The sequence below is a fragment of the Vibrio sp. STUT-A16 genome, from assembly GCF_026000495.1.
Classification (GTDB): domain Bacteria; phylum Pseudomonadota; class Gammaproteobacteria; order Enterobacterales; family Vibrionaceae; genus Vibrio; species Vibrio diabolicus.
Window position 1 is genome coordinate 1,111,260 of sequence record NZ_AP026766.1, and the last position, 19,953, is coordinate 1,131,212.

Genomic DNA, 19,953 nt, shown 5'->3' on the forward strand with positions numbered 1-19,953 from the left:
TCGCACTTTATATCCAGACAACAGGCTTAGCTTTTCAATGAACCGCCTGAAGTACGAATCACGTCTTGATACCAGTAGAAGCTCTTCTTGCGTTTACGCTCTAGCGTTCCTTGCCCATCATCATGACGATCGACATAAATATAACCGTAACGCTTGCTCATTTCGGCTGTTGAGTTAGCCACCAAGTCGATAGGCCCCCAGCTGGTGAAGCCCATCAACTCAACGCCATCAAGAATCGCTTCGTGTGCTTGAACCAAATGATCATTAAGGTATGAAATTCGATAATCGTCTTGGATTTCCCCGTTTTCATCGAATTCATCGCGAGCGCCTAAGCCATTCTCGACGATAAATAGCGGCTTTTGGTAACGATCGTGAAGGAAGTTAAGCAAAACGCGCAGGCCTTTTGGATCGATCAACCAGCCCCATTGGCTCTTTTCAAGGTATGGGTTTGGTACGCTATCGACGATGTTACCCACTTCTTTCTGTTTCGGATCGGCACTCGCACAGCCACTTGCGTAGTAGCTGAAGGAAATAAAATCGACACTTGCTGAGGCAATTTCTTCTAAGTCGCCAGCTTCCATTTGTATTTCAATGCCGTTTTCACGGAAGTAACGTTTCATGTAGCCTGGGTACTGACCACGAGTCTGCACATCACCGAAGAACAACCACTTATTGTTTTCATGCATAGCAGCAAGCACATCATCAGGGTTGCAGGTGTATGGGTAGTTGATTGCGCCAAGCAGCATGTTACCAATCTTGCCGTTTGGTACGATTTGCTGACACAGTTTTACCGCTTTCGCGTTTGCTACAAGCTGGTGGTGAATCGCTTGATAAATGTCTTGTTCACTGGCGTCTTCTTGCAAGCCCACTCCCGTAAATGGCGCATGAAGTGACATGTTGATTTCGTTAAAGGTAAGCCACAGCTTCACTTTGTCTTTGTAGCGTTCTAACACGGTTTTAGCGTAACGCTCGAAAAACTCGATCACTCGACGATCGCCCCAACCACCATAATTCTCAACCAAGGCGTAAGGCATCTCGTAATGAGAAAGCGTTACAAATGGTTGCATATCGTGTTTGGCCAGCTCATCAAAAATTTTGTCGTAAAACGCCAGTCCTTCTTCGTTTGGCTCAAGCTCATCGCCATTAGGAAAAATACGACTCCAAGCGATGGACAAGCGCAGGCAGTTGAATCCCATCTCTTTAAACAGGGCAATATCTTCTGGATAGCGATTGTAGAAATCGATCGCAAGATCTTTGATGCCAGGCGTTCGTTCTTCACGCGTTTGATGCGGGCTTAGAATGCCGTTTGGCAACATATCTGATGTTGATAAACCTTTCCCCCCAAGGTTGTATGCCCCCTCTACCTGGTTTGCCGCAATGGCACCACCCCAAAGGAAATTATCTGGAAACTTAATCATGTTTCTCACTCTTTATATCTAGGAAATGTTTGTGGATTTATTGCTTGAGAATAGTGTAGGAGACATCTCGATACTTGTAGCGAGATCGTGTTTTTATCAGTTCATCACCAAACGTCAGTAATGATAAACATTGAGATATAGGATGGTTGTTAACAATGCCAACCTAAGTGAATTTAGGTTGGCATTCGTATTCAAAACGTAAATGCTAAATTCGCCGCCGCGCCAAACTGGTTATCGCCAGCGTAAGACCCTGCTAGGTCTACACTGATCACATCAAAAGGACTGATGCCAATGCCACCTGTCACCGAGTTATCGAGATTATTTTCTAGGTCAACTTCATAACCAGCGCGGAGTTGCGCCCATCCCCAAGCATTCCCCTCGATACCAACTCGAATAAACTGGGTGTCATCGTCGAGCTCTTTAAAGCGCTTTTGTTTGGTGAGATCGGCGTCTAGGCTCAGAGCGACATAATCCCCGACATAGCCGATACCAAGGGTCGCTTGTGGCGTGAGTTCGTAGGTATAGTTGCCTAGTTTTGTTTCTATATCTTGCTCGAAGACGTCTTTTAACGAGAGACCAGCTCTAAATGCGTTGTGATACCAAGCGACCCCAAGATCCATATTGAACGTGTTCTTTGATACTTCACTTTTGTCGTAATCCTCGATATCAAAGTCATCTAGTGTTGTACGCTGCGTATAGGTTTTAAGTTGTTGGTATTTGGGCGTAATACCAAATGCGAATTGCTGCCCACCTATCGTGTATGCGCGAGCTAAGGCAACGCCATATTCCGCACTACCGAAAGCCGCTAGGTCGACGGCAGAATTGAGGTATCGATCTGCGGTGTTTGTTGAATCTGAGATATCGGGTGCCGCAAGTATCTCCACATAACCAGCGCTAAAAAGGTTTACCGACATGTAGCGTGTCGGAATCGCAATCGCGAGGCTCAGACCTCCGTTAATGACGACTGGAGCACTCTTATCTAATTGATCGAGTAGTCGATTAAGTTCGGCTTCGTTCGCAGGTGTGGGAATGCCCTGAATACTATCGTAAAGGTCTTGAACATCATCAACGGCTGATAAAGCTTCATCCTCATCGTGAATATTGACGCCGAGAGCAGGAATGAGTAGGCCGATATCGTCATTTTCTCGATAGAGAGCGCCTAGGGCTGGGTTGTGTAGAGGAGCGGTTAAATAGTCAGCGGAAACGACGCCTGTATTTCCCATTCCGTGACTTCGAGCGTCTGCTGCGTAAGGTGCTGCAAAAGCGTGAGGTGATAAAATAAAAAGCGCCCCTGTTGCTGCTAAAGTTAGTTTTCTCATAACGCATCCATTCTTACTTTAAATAATTACTTATCAATAAATTAGATGGTGGGAGCTAAAACTTGGTGTCAACCACCAAAAATTGTGCTGATGAATAGCATGTGGCGATTCATCAAGTTAAGCGTAGGTTAGGCAACTCGCTTTATAAAGTTGATCAAGATTTATTGCTCTTTAATTGTGTGGAGAAAAGCTGAAGAGGTGGATGGTATTGGGTTAGCTACGATGAGGAGCGAGCTCAAACATTAAGGTGAAGGACATGCCTTTATCAGCGTTGAGCTGCGCACTGACTTTCCCTTGCATATCTCGCATATTGTTGGCGGTGATGGAAAGTCCTAACCCCAGTCCTTCACCAATTTTTTTGCTGGTTTGGAAAGGCTCGAACATGGTATCGAGTTGGTCCGAAGGTACCCCACACCCATTATCACTTACCACGACCTCGACATTATCGGAAGTGGGTGTAACGGCAATCATTAACTGTGGATCTTGGGTCTCTTTCATCGCATCTAATGCGTTAGAAATTAGGTTGCCGAGCACTTGTTGTAGGCGTTGCTCTTCGCCAATGATATTGGGTAAGTCGTTGGGAATGCGTACCCGAACATCTACCTTCGCGAGTTGAGATTGATAGACGCGTAGCGTCTCTTCTAAAGCGTTTGTCAGCGATATCTCGTGCAGTGTTTCTGGTTTATTGTAGGCAAACGTTTTTAGCTGACTGGTCATGCTTGCCATGCGGTCAATCAACTTTTGAATCAACTTGTTATTGGCTTTCATCATGTCTGTTTGTCCACGTTCTGCTAGCAACTCGTTGGTGGTTAAAAGGGTACGCAGGCCAGTCAATGGTTGGTTTAACTCGTGGGTAATCGCGCTCGACATTCTGCCCAATGCTGCCATTTTGCTTGATTCAATCAATTGCTCTTGGGCTTGTTTTAAAGCTTGAGTTCGCTCTTCCACCCTTTGAGCGAGCTCTTGGTTAATCAGCTGCAGCGATTGTTCCGCTTTTTTACGTTTGCTAATGTCGATTACGGTAGCAAGGAAATACTGCTCACCGTGCCATGGGAAGCTAGTGAGTGAAAATAGTACAGGAAATACGCTGCCATCACTTCGTCGCGCCATGGTTTCTACAGCGCTAATCTCTGCCAGTTCCTTATGCTTTGGCAGATCTCTAAGCAAAGTGAGTGTGGTTGAATTTGAATTACCTGCATCAAATAACTCCCAGGCGAAGGTATGACGATTCACACTTTCAGGAAGACAAAAAAGGCGTTTTGCCATTGGGTTGAGGTCGAACAATAGACCTTGTTCATCAATCAACAACAAACCAACATGTGTTTTATTGATCATCTGTTTAAGTCGGCGTTGCGATTCTTCTAGTAAGGCTTGAATACGCTGCTGATTGAGATGCTTTTGTCGACGCTGTAAACCAATGATCACCAACAGGATAAGGAGCAGGAGGAGCGCTGCGATGCTCCATCCAATGACACTAATCGTTTGCTGAACAGGTTTGGTCGGAATAAGGTAACTGACAAACCAGTTTAAGTCGTCCAGCTTTACTGTGTGTGCAAAGTAGCGCTGCTGATTGAGAGTCCAGAAATGAATCACCGTATTGTCATACAGCGTTTGAGTTTCGACTTTGACTTGGTTATTCGGTTCATTAAACCAGTCGGCGTTATAGTTTGTACTGCTGGAGAGGAAGAAGCGTTGATGGCGATTTTGTAGCGTGATGATGTCTTGGCTGGTGATGGTCTGCTCCGTTAGCAAACTCAGGTTGATTTGAACAACAACGATGCCCGCTATCTCCAAACCATCAAAAATTGGTGCAGAGAGGTAGTAAAGCGGACTAGAACCTTTTGTTTTATTCACCAGTGAGACGCCTTCTCCCTGACGTTGTATTTGTTCGACAATTGCACGGCGGTCAGAGCGGCTGAACCGTTCATCGATCAGACTCGATACCAACACTTCTCCCGAGGTTGAAAGTATCAACCAACCCTCTGTATTCGCGGCTTTATCGAGCTGTGTCAGTTGTGCTTGAAGTAGCTCATAGTAGTTTAAATTGCCTTTAACAAACGCAATTGTTTCTGGGTTATTCGTGACGAGATAGGGAAGGTGATAGAAACGTTTTAATGCTCGGCGGACTTCACCAATGTAGTCGAGGAGTTTCTGTTGTGCTTCTTGTTGAGTTTGGACGCTCAGCCATTGATGGGCCACCTCTCGGCTAGCACCATAGAAAAAGATCACCAGCGCACTGATCAATACGGCGGTTAGCCACATTTTCCCATTCTTAGTGCGCTGCATTCGGACTCCGTTTGGCTGAATATAGTTATCGTAGTTGGTAGTGAAAGAGTGCGCTTAACTGATTGGATGTTAAAGAATTGTGATTAAGAAGTGGGATCTAGCTCCTTTTCTATAGCATGGTTTTTGCTAACTTTAGCAAAGACTTCTATCACCGATCAGGCAGTAACTCATGACTTTTGACGACATTCCGCGTATCGCCCTAATTGAAGATGATGACATCGTTCGTCAAGCAACAAGCCAATGGCTGCAATTGGCGGGGTTTGACGTCATAGCTTTTAGCTCGGGGGAGGAAGGCAAAACCGCCATTCTGAACCAAGAGTTTGATGCGATAGTTAGTGATGTTCGTTTGCCAGATACTGATGGAATTTCAATTTTAGAGAGCCTTATTGCGAATCACATTCCAACACCAATGATACTAATTACTGGTCATGGTGATGTGGATATGGCGGTGAATGCGCTACAAAACGGCGCGTTTGATTTTATTGAAAAACCTTTCCAGCCGGAGCGTTTGTCTCAACGCGTCACAGATGCGGTCGAGAGCCATCGCGCGCAAACATCGACGCTTCACCGCCAAGAGTATCTAGCTAGCGTGAGTGGTTTAGAAGAGGTGCTCATTGGTCAAAGTCGAGTGATGCAGCAATTACGCGAGCAAGTTGCGAAACTGGCGAAAATCGATACTAACGTGATCATTTACGGCGAAACAGGTTGTGGTAAAGAGCTGGTGGCGACCAGTTTGCACAATGAAAGCCAACGCAGAACCCATCATTTTGTGCCAATCAACTGTGGCGCCATTCCTGAGAACCTGTTTGAAAGTGAGCTGTTTGGGCATGAAGCTGGGGCATTTACCGGAGCGGGTAAAAAGCGCATTGGCAAATTGGAATACGCGGATAAAGGCACCTTATTCTTTGATGAAATCGAGAGTATGCCGCTGTCGATGCAGGTGAAAGTGCTGCGTTCATTACAGGAACATACAGTTGAGCGCGTTGGAGGCAATCAACAGATCTCGGTTGATTTACGAGTGATCGCGGCGGCGAAAGAAGATCTCAATGATCATGAAGAGTTTCGGCAAGATTTATACTATCGGCTCAACGTCGCGCAAATTTATTTGCCGCCACTCAGGGAGAGAGAAGAAGATTCACTGATTTTGTTTGAGCACTTCACCTTGCAAACTAACCCTGAAACCAGACCATTGAGTGATGCCGACAGAAACGCTGTGCTTTCCTACGCTTGGCCTGGAAATGTTCGAGAGCTGCGAAACGTGGCTATGCGTTTTGCTTTGGATGAAACGGTATCCGTGATGGAAATTCTCTCTAGCCGTCCTTCGTCAACCACGGAGGAGACGCAAGTGGGTGTTCCACTGGTTATTCAATTACATAATTTTGAGCGCAAGGTGCTGCATGATTCATTGGTCAGGCATCACGGACGCATCAATGAAGTGATGCAGGAGTTGGATTTACCACGTCGAACCCTTAACCAAAAAATGCAAAAGTTTGGTTTAAATCGCTCTGATTATACTTAACGCAATTTTTAAGCTGACTTACCGCTATGGGCGTCACAAATATGATTATGCGCTTTTCGAGGGAGTTGGGACAAACTTATAAGTTAGGCCTTTCCCTTCTCCAAACAAGGTGACTTGGTTTCTGCCCGTATGTTTAGAGCTATACAGCGCTTCGTCTGCTTCAGCAACGACCTCGTGAAGCGATTGTCCCTCTGATAACTCACTGATTCCAAAACTCATGGTGATCTCATTTTCGAATGACTGCAATGAGGCTTCAGTTTCCACCGCCAGGCGAATTTGCTCGGCAACAATTTTGGCGCGTTGTGCTTTTTCAAGTAAAACAATCATGAACTCATCACCACCAAATCGTACTGTGCAAGCTGACTCTGGGAGGTGTTTCTTAAAGATAGCGGCAATCGTAGCCATGACGGAATCGCCTACCGTATGGCCATAATGATCATTAATCGCTTTGAACTCGTCCATGTCGGTCATGATGATGCTTATTGATTGGTTCCGTTTGTGCGCTTGATTAACAAGATTTGGAACAATTTCTTCCATCGCGCGACGATTATGAAGCCCTGTGAGGGCGTCTAAATGTGAGAGATCATTGATTGACTGTATCAAGCGGCCATTAATTAGCCACAACATGCTAAAGCTCATAGCGACAATCAGACAGATGCTAAGTAAAAACGTCATCTGGTGGATAAAACCTGCGGTCATAAAATTTGGCACTTCATTGGCGAAAGCGCTCCAAAGTGCTCTGAAGCCCATAAAAATACTGAAGCAAAAGAAGGAGCACGCCATCACTATGGTTGGGAGTTTTTGGTCTTTCTTAGTGCCTTTCAGCATGGCGATCCCACTAAAAAACGTAACGATGCAGATATAAACACTTAAGTAAATGATACGGCTTTTAATTGAATGGTCATGGAAAGTGAAATAATAAAACGAACCGCTGAAAATGGGCGTTAAAAAAGCGAGTGAGTGGGCCAGTTTTAGAGGGAATTGACGAAAAATGCTCACGCTGTAAAGCGTAAGCAAGAAGCCGATTAATATGAGCGTATTAGCTATGACGATGGTAAGCCAATCTGGTGCGGAGCCTCTAAATCCCAGTAAAAAAGGCCCAAAGCCAATGAATAACAGCGAGAGAGAAAAAGTCTTTAAGCCTTTGATTTTTTTCTGTGTGTATTGGTAACAAAGTAGACTGATTGAGTAAATGCAAGAGAACAGAATAACGATAAAGTTGAGCGTTCTGATGTCTAAATACTGATTGTCCATAAGCGCTCCACATCAATCCATAGTTCAGGCAACTCCTTTGCCTGATATCAATAAGCGAACTACATATTAACTTACTTATTGAGTGATGTCTTATGTTAAACGGCTATTCATTTACCAGCTCGAATTGTTCGGCTTTGTTGGTTTTCGTCGTAAATAGCAGACCAACAATCATCATAAATACGCTAGGTATAATCCAGCTAGCAAAGTCATTGTACAGAGGCATGTAATTACCCATCCACTCATCGGTGGAATCTGGCATGTAACCTAGGATGTGCAGCGCATCAACACAACCAAACATTAGAGCAGTGAATGCGGTCGTAACCACCATGATTTGCGACATCTTGTTGCGCACCGGTGCCATGATCATCAACGCAATCGCGACTGGATGAAGCGCCACAACCGCTGGTAATGTGATAGCCAATAGTTGTTCTAGACCTACGTTAGCGATCAAACCTGCCAACACCATGGTCGTGATAACGCAGCCTTTGTAGTTCACTTTGCTGAAAGTGTTGTCGTAGAACTCACTGCCTGCGGTGGTTACGCCGATAGCAGTAGTCAAACACGCCAATACCATCACGGCACCAAGTAATAGTGAACCAAATGCGCCGAAGTGGCTGAAGGTGAATGCCGTTAAGATGTCGCCACCATTGCTGAATTCAGAGCCTAAGTATGAGCTTGTTGAGCCAATGTAAGCCAATGAGATGTAAACAAATGCCATGGCAACGGCGTACATCAAAGCTGCAATTAGCGTGTATTTTGCGGTGGCTTTCGGACAATCCACACCCATGCTGCGAATCGCGCGGAAGATGATCCAACCAAAACCGATAGAACCTAGCGCATCCATGGTCATGTAGCCTTGGGTTAAGCCTTCAGCAAATGCGCTAGATACATATGGTCCCGTTGCGGCAGTTAGCTCGCCTGCAGGAGAAACCAAAGCAGTTACAGACATGATGATCAAGATTGCCATCAATGCGGGCGTTAAGATCTTGCCTAGGTTGTCGACCAACTTACCCGGATATAGGGCAAATAGAATGGTGATAGCACAGAAGGCAATAGTGAAAGGCACCAAAGCGGCATCACCAAACATTGGCGCAAAGCTGAATTGGTAAGCCACAGTAATCGCACGTGGGATTACGAACGCTGGGCCAATCACGATAAACACCATCACCCAAAAACTGGTCGCCAAAGATTTAGGTAGGGCGGCGGTTAATTTGTCTGAACCGTTTACGATAGCGACCATCACCAGTGCCATCGCAGGCAGACCTACGCCCGTCAAGAGGAAGCCAGACATCCCGCTCAGAAAGTTTTCACCTGCTTGGTAACCCAAAAATGGAGGGAAGATCAGGTTACCCGCGCCTAAGTACATGGCGAAAGTCATGAAGCCCAAAGCGGCGATATTGCGTGCGCTTAACATTGTTATTCCTCTTATGTTTCGCTTGGAAGAAACTGAAAGGAATGGGAGGAGTATGTGGTGTTCCCGTCAGCTTCTTCTCAAGCTGACAGAAAGTTAAGATATAGCCTGTCAGCTCTGAATCAGTTTCAGAGAGAGCAGGAGGATCGCAGCAGCAACGCCAGATGGGCGTTTTAAAGCGAATTGTAATTGCGCAGTTGCTGACATGGATGATCCTTAATGACGAAAAAATACCAAGGAATACGTTTGCCTTGGTGTGTTGTTACCCTAACGAACATAGGGCTATTGGCACAACCCCGAAGTAGAAAATAAGTTGATACGGTTAATGTTTGTTTCTTAACTGGTGGATCGAACTGCTTTTTAAATTCAAAATCAGAATAAATGACTTTTCATTTCTGTAACATGGCTTGTTTTGCTGTATTTTTGTGCTATTTGTAGTCGTTTAGGCTATAAACCTCTGCTGATAAAGTGATCAGTTTAGAATGATGCGCTTTTTCTTCTTATTGTTAAGACGCTCATTAGTTGCAGTTCAATCCAAAATTGCATCGGCAAAATATTGCTTATTAGTGAATAGTGCATTTATTTTGTCTTGATCACACTTTATTAACCTTTTGCGATCTAGGCGTGCAACCTTCTTCTCTTCAATGAGCAAGATCTTGCTCATTACTTTGCTATCAAATCAGCATGATTTTGCTCATTCTTGATATCTTTCAGCACTTAGTTCAATAAATACAAAGGGTTAAAAGTTGGCATTTCAATTGCTCTAGGGAATGTGTTGTTAATAAAGATTTAACATGATGTAAATCCCCAATCGTGAAACGACTACACGGAGAGTAATAATGAAAATGAATAAGCTGGTAAAAGCTTTGGCTGTCGCTGTGACTTCTTTTGGTATTGCTGCTAACGCTGCGGCAGAAGATCGTAGCTACATTCTTGCAACGGCATCGACAGGTGGTACTTACTACCCTGTGGGCGTAGCGTTGGCGACTTTAAGCAAAGTGAAATTGGCACCAAAGCACCACTTCTCCCTTTCTGCAATCAGCTCTGCGGGCTCTGGTGAAAACGTCAAACTGCTGAACGAAAACGAAGCACAGTTCGCGATTCTGCAAGGTCTTTACGGTGCATGGGCTTGGTCTGGTGAAGGTCCTTATGAGAAGAGCGGTCGTCAAGAACAACTGCGTTCAGTCTCTATGCTGTGGCAAAACGTTGAGCACTTTATTGTTCGCTCGGATCTAGCAAAAACGGGCACAGTGACTGATCTGAACAATCTAGACGGTAAGAAATTCTCTATCGGTAAGAAGAACTCTGGTACTGAGAACTCGGGTCGTCAAATCATGAAAGGTCTGAAGGTAGACCCTGATAAATTCAACCTTGCTTACATGGGCTACGGTGGCAGCGCGAGCGCACTTCAAAACGGCACCATTGACGGCATGAACACGCCTGCAGGCGTACCTGTAGGTGCGGTCACTCAAGCTTTCGCTGCGTTGGGTAAAGACATTTCGATTCTTTCGTTTACTGACGAACAAATCAAAGAGGCGAATGGTAACTACAACCTATGGACGAAGTACGAGATCCCAGCGAACACGTATCCTGGTCTAGATAAGCCGATCACTACCATTGCACAGCCGAACTTCTTGGCTGTTCGTGAAGATATCTCGGAAGAAGACGTTTACCAGCTAACCAAAGCGATCTACGAGAACCTGCCTTTCTTACAAGGTATCCACAAAGCAACAAAAGCAATGGCGATTGAGAAAGCGATCGCTGGCTTACCAGTGCCTCTTCACCCAGGCGCGGCGCGTTACTATAAAGAAATGGGCATCGAAATCCCATCAGACCTAATGGCGAAATAACGCTAACTTGGCCCCGAGTTTTGGCTCGGGGCATTTTATCCCTACCGATTTCTAAGATGGAAAAAGCCGCCAGAGCTTGGAGTATGAGATGAGCGACTCAATAGAAAAGGAATTGCAGAAGTTTGAGCTGCCCACGCGCACTGATTTTCCGTGGGTAACCACCACAATTACAGTGTTTGGCGTGGTGTTGTCTGCTTTGCACATTTGGTTTAATACCTTATCGACGTTACCAGAGTTATGGATTTCCGCGACCCACTTTGCTGGCTTTGCGGTGATTTGTGCGCTTTGGTATCCGGCTCATATCTCTCTCAAGCAGAGTAAGGTTGCACTCGGCATCGATGTGTTAATTGCTATGGGGGCGGTCGCATGTTTGCTCTACATTCCTTATGCCGAAGACGCGCTGTATGAACGTGGCGTGAAGTTCGTGACCAGCGATTGGGTCTTCGCCATCATGGCAATTTTGATTGTTATTGAGCTGATCCGACGCACCATGGGCTGGTTTATTCCAGTGCTGATTGTGGTGTGTCTGAGTTACGTTGTGCTTTGGGGTAAGTGGACAACAGGTATTTTCCACTTCCCGGGTTTGAGCATGGAAACCTTGCTCTACCGCAGTTTCTATTCTTCTGAGGGTATGTTTGGCTCTATTTCGCGCATCAGTTGGACTTTCGTATTCATGTTCATTCTGTTTGGTGCATTTCTTGTGCGCTCTGGTGTTGGTGATTACATCATCAATGTGGCACGTGCTGCGGCTGGCAAAATCATCGGTGGTCCCGGTTTTATTGCGGTGATTGGCTCCGGTTTGATGGGCTCAGTATCTGGCTCTAGTGTGGCAAATACGGTTTCAACTGGTGTTATCAGTATTCCTTTAATGCAAAAAGCAGGTTTCCCTTCGCGCTTTGCGGCGGGTGTTGAAGCGGCGGCGTCGACAGGTGGTCAGTTGATGCCACCAGTGATGGGCGCGGGTGCTTTCATCATGGCGTCTTACACGCAAATTCCGTATGTTGATATCATTGCGGTGTCTTTCATTCCTGCTCTTATCTATTTCTTGTCTGTGGCGTTCTTTGTGCGTATTGAAGCCAAACGCAGCGGCGTTCAAAAAATCACGACCAGCGATGAATCATTACTTAAAGTGCTGATCAGCGGTTGGCACAACCTTATCCCACTGGCGGTATTGGTCACGTTGTTGGTTCAAGGTTTTACACCGACTTACGCTGCGGGCTTGTCGATCATCTCAGTGGTGGTGGCTTCTTGGTTCTCGAAAGATCATAAGATGGGACCAAAAGCGATCATCGAAGCGCTATCGCAAGGTGCGAAAAATATGGCGACAACTGCCGTATTGCTGGTGGGTATTGGTTTGGTGATCAACGTGATCAGCACCACGGGCATCGGCAACACGTTCTCACTGATGATCGACGGTTGGGCGAATGGCGACTTGTTCATTATGATCGTTCTGATTGCACTCGCTTCTCTTGTTTTGGGCATGGGTTTACCCGTGACAGCGGCGTATATTGTATTGGGCACACTGTCTGCCCCTGCGCTTTACAAGTTGATTGCGGAAAACCAATTGCTTGAATTGATGGTGTCGGGTCAATTGCCTGAACAAGCGAAAGCCATCTTTATGTTGGCGGCGCCAGAAAAGCTGGAACTGCTTAATGCACCAATGGCGTTGGAAACCGCGAAAGAAATGGTGGCGCTAGTTCCTGCGGACTTTATGGAAACCCTACTAGAGCAAAGTTTGGGTATGGAAGCGGTAGGTTTGGCATTGCTGGCTGCTCACCTCATCATCTTCTGGTTATCGCAAGACAGCAACGTAACACCACCAGTGTGTTTGACCGCTTTTGCAGCAGCAACCATCGCTAAAACACCGCCAATGCGCACCGGTTTGATGGCGTGGAAAATCGCCAAAGGTTTATATCTTGTTCCGTTGTTGATTGCTTACACAGGTTTGGTGAGTTGGGATGTGACATCGGTGATCACTGTAGGTTTCTTTGCCATCATCGGTACCTATGCATTGATTGGTGCGATTGAAGGTTACTTGGAAGGCCCTCTGAACATTCTGACGCGTCTCTTGTTGGTAGTGGTGGGTACATTGCTTGTTTGGCACGACATCCCAATGTTGGTTCGTGTAGCAAGTTGCGCAGTATTTGTCGCGATTTTTATTTACAGTGGTCGCAAGTTCAAATTGCAACAATCTCAACTATCGGTTTTATAAGAGGTCGTATGAAATCAGTCTATGACTACATCATTGTTGGTGGCGGTATCGTTGGTGTGTCGACAGCATGGCAACTGCAGCAACGTCACCCAGACAAATCCATTCTATTGGTTGAGAAAGAGTCCGGCTTTGCTAAGCACCAAACCGGACACAATAGCGGCGTGATTCATGCCGGGGTGTACTACGCACCGGGCAGCTTAAAAGCCGATTTTTGTAAGCGTGGGGTAGAGCGAACCATTTCGTTCTGCGCTGAGCACGATATTCCGGTGGAGAACTGTGGCAAGTTACTGGTTGCGACCAACGAGCAAGAAGTCGAACGCATGAATGCCCTCTATGAGCGCTGTCATGTCAACGGCATCGACGTAAAGCTACTCGATGAAGTTCAACTCAAGCTGGCTGAGCCAAACATCACTGGCTTGGGCGCGATTTATGTCAAAACCACCAGTATTGTCGATTATCGTTTGGTCACTGAGCAGATGGCGGAAGAGTTCCAAAAGCTCGGCGGGCAAATTAGCCTGAGAACTAAAGTGGTGGCTGCCGAAGAGAAGGACGAAGAAGTCCAATTGACCTGCATTTCAGACGGTCAAACCATGCAACTTAATACCAAGTTCTTGGTCACTTGCAGTGGCTTGATGGCGGATCGCATGACTAAGATGATGGGCATTCCAACCGATTTTCAAATCATCCCTTATCGCGGCGAATACTACCGTTTGGATAGTAAGCACGACCAAGTGGTGAATCATCTTATTTACCCAATTCCAGATCCTGATTTGCCTTTTTTGGGTGTCCACCTAACTCGCATGATTGATGGCAGTGTGACTGTTGGTCCAAATGCGGTGCAAGGCTGGAAGCGAGAAGGGTACGATAAGGTCAACTTTAGCCTGCAAGATACCATGCAAATGCTCAGATTCTCCGGTTTCTGGAAAGTGACACAAAAGCATCTAAAAACCGGACTGGATGAGTTTAAGAACTCGTGGTGGAAGCCGGGCTATCTCAAACTGGTCAATAAGTACTGCCCAAGCATCAAGGTCGAAGATCTCAAACCATATCCTGCGGGTATTCGTGCGCAAGCGGTGTTATCTGATGGCACTTTGGTTCATGACTTCTTGTTTGCCGAGAGCGCAAGAAGCTTGCATGTTTGCAACGCCCCCTCTCCCGCAGCGACATCTGCAATGCCGATTGGGGAATACATTTGCGATAAGGTGAATGAGAAGATAGAGGCGAAAACCGAGACGGTTTAACAGTAGAAAGCCAAACCAAAAGTACACCAGAGATGACTCTATTTGTTGAGTAATTAGTGTCGGGTGTGCCGGAAGTTTGGCTTTTACTTTGGTGATTGGATAATTTCCTTCTTATGATATTTGGGTTTATTAGGAGAGGGATGGATGAAATTAGGTTTAGCCAATTACAACGTAGGTGTTGTTAAGCATGATCCTGCATGGCGACAGGATTTTGCACGCAGCCGATCTGAACTGGCGTTAGTGACGGAGATGATGTCAACTCAAATCGAGCATATTGGCAGTACTGCCATTTTGGATATGCCTGCCAAACCTATTATCGATATGGTACTAGGTATTGCGCACTTTCCTCATGTTTCTCTAAAACTTTCTTTGGTGGAACAAGCTGAAATTACCATCGAAAAATATACGGATGCTAAGGCAAACTTCGTACGTAAAGTCATAAATGAGTTGAAGACAAAATGAAGAAACGGCTTGGATTCATTTTACTTTGTAGTGCATTTCATTCTTTTGCGTATCAACTGCATGAGCGCGACGAGAGCTATGTATTAATTGGTCATGAGCTCAGTGCTGGCTATATCGTTTATGTACCAGGCTCTATGGAAGCAGAAATTACCAATGTGTTTAAATTTGATTGTGAAGGCAGTCGTGTTGAAGCCGTGAAAATTGGTAGCGAGATTAATAACGCTGCGACATATGGCGAGCATCTCCAATACTATTTCTTTCTCGTGAGAGATCATCAGTTTCACGTTCCTCTAAGAATTATTGAATCTTTTAAAACGGTTGATAAAAAGTCAAAAGAGGTTCTATCAGAACATTTACCTTTCACAAAGCATGATGACCTTGGGTTAGCTTGTGATTTGATTAGACCTCAGGTTAAAAGCTATTACTTTTCCCAAGCTTTTGAAGCGATACCTAAACATACCCACAGTAAAGGCGACTGACTCAGCCGCCTTTACTGTTTTGACTGTAGAGCTGCAGTGTTTATTGCTCTTTGGAGCAAAGCTCACCTTTCTTGGCGTGTCTTTCGATCATGTAATCGCCTCGGGCACTGTGCAACACAATCGCATTCCAGACTTGGCCATCTTGCAACTCGAACTCAAATGCATAATGGGTGCCGCCGACCATTTTCGTTCTCACCTCATGAATTGCTTTCAATTTATCATCGGCATTCATTTGATAAAGCACCATGTTGAGTGAGCGTCTGGCGTCAGGAGTTGCTTCAGCAATTTGCCAATGGCCCTGTTTGTCTGTTGTGGAGCAAATAGACCGCATTTTACTTTTCATGGCGGATGACATCTGCTTGTCTACGGACAATGCATTTGGTGAAAACAGTAGACCTGTCAAAGGAATCAAAGTTGCCAGAATCTGCTTTAAGGTCATAAAAACACTCCGTTGTTTTACTCTTGCTTGAGTATAGACCTCAATGACTTCAGATGTGGTGCAGTAGACTCTTGGCCTACAATATCGCAGCTCGTATCAACGAACTGATGATAAACAAGGCGACCACGCTTGCCAGCCAAATACCAATGAACCACAAAATGGGTTTTAGTTTCATTAGTGATATCCCTCTCCACGTTTCATCTTACCGCGGAAAACCCAATACGAATAAGCCGTGTAGGCTATGATCAGAGGAAGTAATACCACCGCACCGACAAGTAAAAATGCCAAACTTTTATCTGGCGCGGCGACGTCTTGATAAGTGAGTGCGAAGGGAACCAAGTAAGGAAATGTACTGACACCGAAACCCATCGCGGAAACAAGAAACAGGCCGATGGCAAGTACATAGGCACGAACAGCTTTGTGGTCGAGTAAGGCTTTGAATAGCTGCCAAATGAATGCCGCTGCAATGATTGGTAAAATGAAAAACAGCAGCGAGTTTGGTAATGAGAACCAACGTTCAAATACGATATTTTGGCTCAATGGCAGCCACAAACTGGCGATGAATATACAGGCTACCATCGCTAGTCCCCATCGTCGCGCGACCACGTAATAGCGCCCCATCAGCTCTTCTGGAAGCTTGATTAATAACCAGCATGAACCGAGCAGAATATAAGCACAAACAAGCGCCAGGCCACAAAATACGCTAAATGGTGAAAGCCAATCAAACCATCCACCTGCGTATGCTCGTTCACTAACCTCTATACCTTGGAGCAGGGTTCCGAGCATAATGCCTTGCATCAATGCCGCGGTGAGTGAACCAATGAAAAAAGCGCTATCCCATAAAAACTTTCCGCGTTGTGTTCGGAAGCGATACTCAAAAGAAACCCCGCGCAGAATTAACCCGAGCAGCATTAAAATCAGAGGAGCATAGAGTGCTGGCATAATGACCGCGTAGGCGAGGGGGAACACGGCAAAAAGCCCACCACCGCCAAGAACTAGCCAAGTTTCATTCCCATCCCAAACAGGAGCGATGCTGTTCATCATCATGTCGCGCTCTTCATCGTCATTAGCGCTGAGGAATAGGATACCAATACCGAGATCAAAGCCATCTAACACGACATAAATCAGAACGGCGAGCCCAATCAAAGCGTACCAAATTAATGCGTAATCCATGAGTTAGCTCCTAGGTTAGATGGTTAGAATGTGTGATGGCATCAGTTTTCGTGCCATCAGGAAGTCGGCTATCTAGACCTTCTTCATATCGAGTTGGAGACTTGCGCATCAAACGTAGGAGATAGAAGAAGCCAGCTCCAAAAACCACAAAGTAAACCACGATGAACGCCGTCAGGGAGACGCTCACCGCGGCGGCATCAATAGGCGATGCCGAATTGGCTGTGGTTAAAAGACCGTATACGGTGTAAGGCTGTCGACCGACTTCGGTAGTTATCCAGCCTGCTAAAACTGCAATGAACCCCGCTGGGGCAAACAGGACACAAATACGTTGAAGTGCCCTTGAATCAAAAAGTTTGCGACGTTTTCTTAGCCATAGGCTCCACAAACCAATAACAAGCATGCCAAAACCAAGCGCGACCATTACTCGGAAAGACCAGAAAACGATAGAGACAGGAGGGTGTTCCTCCTCTGGAAAAGCATCTAATCCCTTCACTTCACCGTTGAGGTCATGAGTTAAAATCAAACTACCGAGTTTGGGGATTTCCAGTGCGTATTCCATACGTTTTTCTTCATCGTTAGGGATACCGAAGAGGATCAATGGCGCGCCTTGGTGAGACTCATAGTGCCCTTCCATCGCGGCGACTTTGGCGGGTTGATGTTCAAGGGTGTTTAATCCATGCATGTCTCCAGCAACGATTTGAATTGGTGTCACGATGGCAGCCATCCACATTGCCATCGAGAACATAATTCTGGCTAGAGGGTTATGGTTTGATTTTAGCAAGTGATAAGCGGCAACGCCGGCTACAACAAAAGCAGTAGTAAGGTAAGCGGCGAGCAACATATGAACGAGCCGGTAAAGGAAGGAAGGGTTGAAGACAATCGCCCACCAGTCTTCTGGGATAAACTGTCCGGCTTCGTTGATACTGTAGCCCGCTGGTGTTTGCATCCAACTATTAACCGAAAGTATCCAAAACGCAGACAAAAACGTCCCGAATGCAACAATACAAGTCGCGGTGAAGTGAAGCTTCTTACCCACCTTATCCATACCGAAAAGCATCACGCCTAAAAACCCCGCTTCGAGGAAAAACGCAGTAAAAACTTCATAACCCATTAACGGGCCTAAGATTGGGCCTGTTTTGTCGGCAAATACGCTCCAGTTGGTCCCGAATTGATAGCTCAACACGATGCCACTTACCACACCCATACCAAAACTGATGGCGAAGATTTTGAGCCAGTATTTATAGATCTGCATGTACTGTTTGTTGCCCGTTTTTAAGTACAAGCCCTCTAACACGGCGAGGTAACTTGCCAAACCAATCGTAAACGCTGGAAAAATGATGTGGAAAGAGACAGTAAAGGCAAATTGGAATCTGGCTAAATCGATGGCGAGTGTGTCCATGGGCATTCCCTTTTAAATTTCGAATTAACAGTTCGCCGAATTAGAAGAGATGAGGGAAGAGCGACGAACAAAATGGAATACGAAGAAGGAAGGCTAAGAGATTAAAAAACGATCGCTTTTTACGGCAGTGCGTACCATCTTTTAGGTAAAGGAGGAGTTGTTATGAGCCTTAAACACTACTTTGAGAAAGCGACACCTAAGTTTGGCCCAGGTGGGAAGTATCACAAGTTCTATCCATTGTTCGAAGCTGTCGAAACCATTTTTTACACGCCTGGTAAGGTTAATCAGGGCATGACTCACGTTCGAGATAGCATCGATTTAAAACGTATTATGATCATGGTGTGGCTGGCGGTCTTCCCTGCCATGTTCTGGGGTATGTACAACATAGGTCAGCAGTCCAGCGATGCTTTGTTGTATGGAATGGATCAAGCCTCAGCTCAGCAAGCGCTGGCTTCTTCGTGGCAACTGAGTTGGGTATGGGGCTCGTTAGATGCGGTTTCACAAGCGGGGTGGGCAAGTAAAATGTGGCTTGGTGCTACTTACTTTCTCCCGGTTTATGCGACGGTGTTTATCGTTGGTGGTTTCTGGGAAGTTCTGTTTGCTATTGTGCGAAAGCATGAGGTAAATGAAGGTTTTTTTGTCAGCTCTATACTCTTTGCGCTGATCCTTCCACCGACAATTCCACTGTGGCAAGCGGCTTTAGGTATCACTTTCGGTATTGTTGTGGCGAAGGAGATTTTCGGTGGTACGGGGCGAAACTTCCTAAACCCAGCTCTGGCAGGGCGCGCGTTTTTATACTTTGCCTATCCTGCCAACATGTCCGGTGGTGCCGTGTGGGTCGCGGCTGATGGTTACTCTGGCGCTACTCCACTTAGCCAATGGTATGAAGGTGGGCAAAGTGCCTTGATAAATAATATGACGGGACAGCCAATTTCATGGGGAGATGCTTTTGTTGGTAATTTGCCAGGCTCGATGGGTGAAGTCTCCACGTTATTGATTGCACTAACAGGCTTGGTTCTTATCTTTATGAAGATTGCGTCGTGGCGAATCGTTGCAGGCGTGTTGGTTGGTTTAGTGGCGGCTTCATTACTATTGAATGCGATCGGTTCGGACTCTAACCCAATGTTCTCCATGCCGTTTTACTGGCACTTCGTGATTGGTGGGGTCGCGTTTGGTACCTTCTTTATGGCGACAGATCCCGTCTCGGCGGCTTTTACCAATGGCGGTAAATGGGCATACGGACTATTAATCGGTGTGATGACGATTTTTATCCGAGTGCTGAACCCAGCGTATCCAGAAGGCATCATGTTAGCGATTCTATTTGCTAACTTATTCGCGCCACTTTTCGATTATTTAGTCAAAGAAAGTAATATCAAACGCAGAATGAAAAGGGCGAGACCTTCTTAAAATGAGGGTGACTTCACTGAAAGTTGATTGAAAACTGCACTATATTGAAAAGGTCAGAAACATGGGGTTTCTGGCTTTTTATTT

At 45.8% G+C, this 19,953-nt stretch carries 15 protein-coding genes; 7 read left to right on the forward strand and 8 right to left on the reverse strand.

Annotated elements, in window-relative coordinates; genetic code table 11:
• Nucleotides 1-26 precede the first annotated feature (26 nt).
• From ascB to OO778_RS21515, 3 genes are all read right to left on the reverse strand, one after another.
• Nucleotides 27-1,418: a 6-phospho-beta-glucosidase gene (ascB, locus tag OO778_RS21505; protein WP_046873891.1), complete on the reverse strand. Its 1,392-nt coding sequence runs from the start codon at nucleotides 1,416-1,418 to the stop codon at nucleotides 27-29.
• 191 nt (nucleotides 1,419-1,609) lie between these two features.
• Entirely contained in the window at nucleotides 1,610-2,737 is a 1,128-nt protein-coding gene (locus tag OO778_RS21510; protein WP_006741246.1) for a conjugal transfer protein TraF, read from the reverse strand.
• A 213-nt stretch (nucleotides 2,738-2,950) separates the two neighbouring features.
• Nucleotides 2,951-5,023, reverse strand: a complete 2,073-nt coding sequence (locus tag OO778_RS21515; protein ID WP_264911580.1) for an ATP-binding protein — start codon at nucleotides 5,021-5,023, stop codon at nucleotides 2,951-2,953.
• Between the two features lie 169 nt (nucleotides 5,024-5,192).
• Between OO778_RS21515 and OO778_RS21520 the strand changes: the two genes are divergently transcribed.
• Nucleotides 5,193-6,542 (forward strand): sigma-54 dependent transcriptional regulator, encoded by a 1,350-nt coding sequence (locus tag OO778_RS21520; RefSeq protein WP_114323493.1) that lies wholly within the window; start codon nucleotides 5,193-5,195, stop codon nucleotides 6,540-6,542.
• A 45-nt stretch (nucleotides 6,543-6,587) separates the two neighbouring features.
• Here OO778_RS21520 and OO778_RS21525 read toward each other — a convergent pair whose 3' ends face one another.
• A complete protein-coding gene (locus OO778_RS21525; protein ID WP_258615525.1) occupies nucleotides 6,588-7,796 on the reverse strand; it encodes a diguanylate cyclase in 1,209 nt (402 codons plus the stop codon).
• A gap of 103 nt (nucleotides 7,797-7,899) precedes the next feature.
• Nucleotides 7,900-9,210, reverse strand: coding sequence for a branched-chain amino acid transport system II carrier protein (gene brnQ, locus OO778_RS21530; protein WP_258615524.1), 1,311 nt, complete (start codon nucleotides 9,208-9,210; stop codon nucleotides 7,900-7,902).
• Between the two features lie 836 nt (nucleotides 9,211-10,046).
• Between brnQ and OO778_RS21535 the strand changes: the two genes are divergently transcribed.
• The 5 genes from OO778_RS21535 to OO778_RS21555 all read left to right on the forward strand — a co-directional run bounded on the left by OO778_RS21535 (nucleotide 10,047) and on the right by OO778_RS21555 (nucleotide 15,451).
• On the forward strand, nucleotides 10,047-11,057 hold the full coding sequence (locus OO778_RS21535; protein WP_005374185.1) for a TAXI family TRAP transporter solute-binding subunit: 1,011 nt from the start codon (nucleotides 10,047-10,049) through the stop codon (nucleotides 11,055-11,057).
• Nucleotides 11,058-11,145: 88 nt separating this feature from the next.
• The gene (locus tag OO778_RS21540) at nucleotides 11,146-13,269 is read left to right on the forward strand and encodes a TRAP transporter permease (RefSeq protein WP_258615522.1); all 2,124 of its coding nucleotides are present in this window, start codon (nucleotides 11,146-11,148) and stop codon (nucleotides 13,267-13,269) included.
• 8 nt (nucleotides 13,270-13,277) lie between these two features.
• Nucleotides 13,278-14,510, forward strand: coding sequence for an L-2-hydroxyglutarate oxidase (gene lhgO, locus OO778_RS21545; RefSeq protein ID WP_050922992.1), 1,233 nt, complete (start codon nucleotides 13,278-13,280; stop codon nucleotides 14,508-14,510).
• A gap of 144 nt (nucleotides 14,511-14,654) precedes the next feature.
• Entirely contained in the window at nucleotides 14,655-14,972 is a 318-nt protein-coding gene (locus OO778_RS21550) for a GrpB family protein (RefSeq protein WP_005393624.1), read from the forward strand.
• A complete protein-coding gene (locus OO778_RS21555) occupies nucleotides 14,969-15,451 on the forward strand; it encodes a hypothetical protein (protein WP_005393627.1) in 483 nt (160 codons plus the stop codon). The genes OO778_RS21550 and OO778_RS21555 overlap by 4 nt, the downstream gene beginning before the upstream one ends.
• A 40-nt stretch (nucleotides 15,452-15,491) precedes the next feature.
• Here OO778_RS21555 and OO778_RS21560 read toward each other — a convergent pair whose 3' ends face one another.
• From OO778_RS21560 to OO778_RS21570, 3 genes are all read right to left on the reverse strand, one after another.
• Nucleotides 15,492-15,890, reverse strand: a complete 399-nt coding sequence (locus OO778_RS21560; RefSeq protein ID WP_046873883.1) for a hypothetical protein — start codon at nucleotides 15,888-15,890, stop codon at nucleotides 15,492-15,494.
• 174 nt (nucleotides 15,891-16,064) lie between these two features.
• Nucleotides 16,065-17,063, reverse strand: coding sequence for a cytochrome d ubiquinol oxidase subunit II (gene cydB, locus OO778_RS21565; protein WP_046873882.1), 999 nt, complete (start codon nucleotides 17,061-17,063; stop codon nucleotides 16,065-16,067).
• Nucleotides 17,064-17,073: 10 nt separating this feature from the next.
• On the reverse strand, nucleotides 17,074-18,462 hold the full coding sequence (locus OO778_RS21570) for a cytochrome ubiquinol oxidase subunit I (RefSeq protein WP_074189741.1): 1,389 nt from the start codon (nucleotides 18,460-18,462) through the stop codon (nucleotides 17,074-17,076).
• 162 nt (nucleotides 18,463-18,624) lie between these two features.
• Here OO778_RS21570 and OO778_RS21575 point away from each other — a divergent pair, with 162 nt between their 5' ends.
• Nucleotides 18,625-19,869, forward strand: coding sequence for an NADH:ubiquinone reductase (Na(+)-transporting) subunit B (locus tag OO778_RS21575; protein ID WP_074189742.1), 1,245 nt, complete (start codon nucleotides 18,625-18,627; stop codon nucleotides 19,867-19,869).
• Nucleotides 19,870-19,953 lie beyond the last annotated feature (84 nt).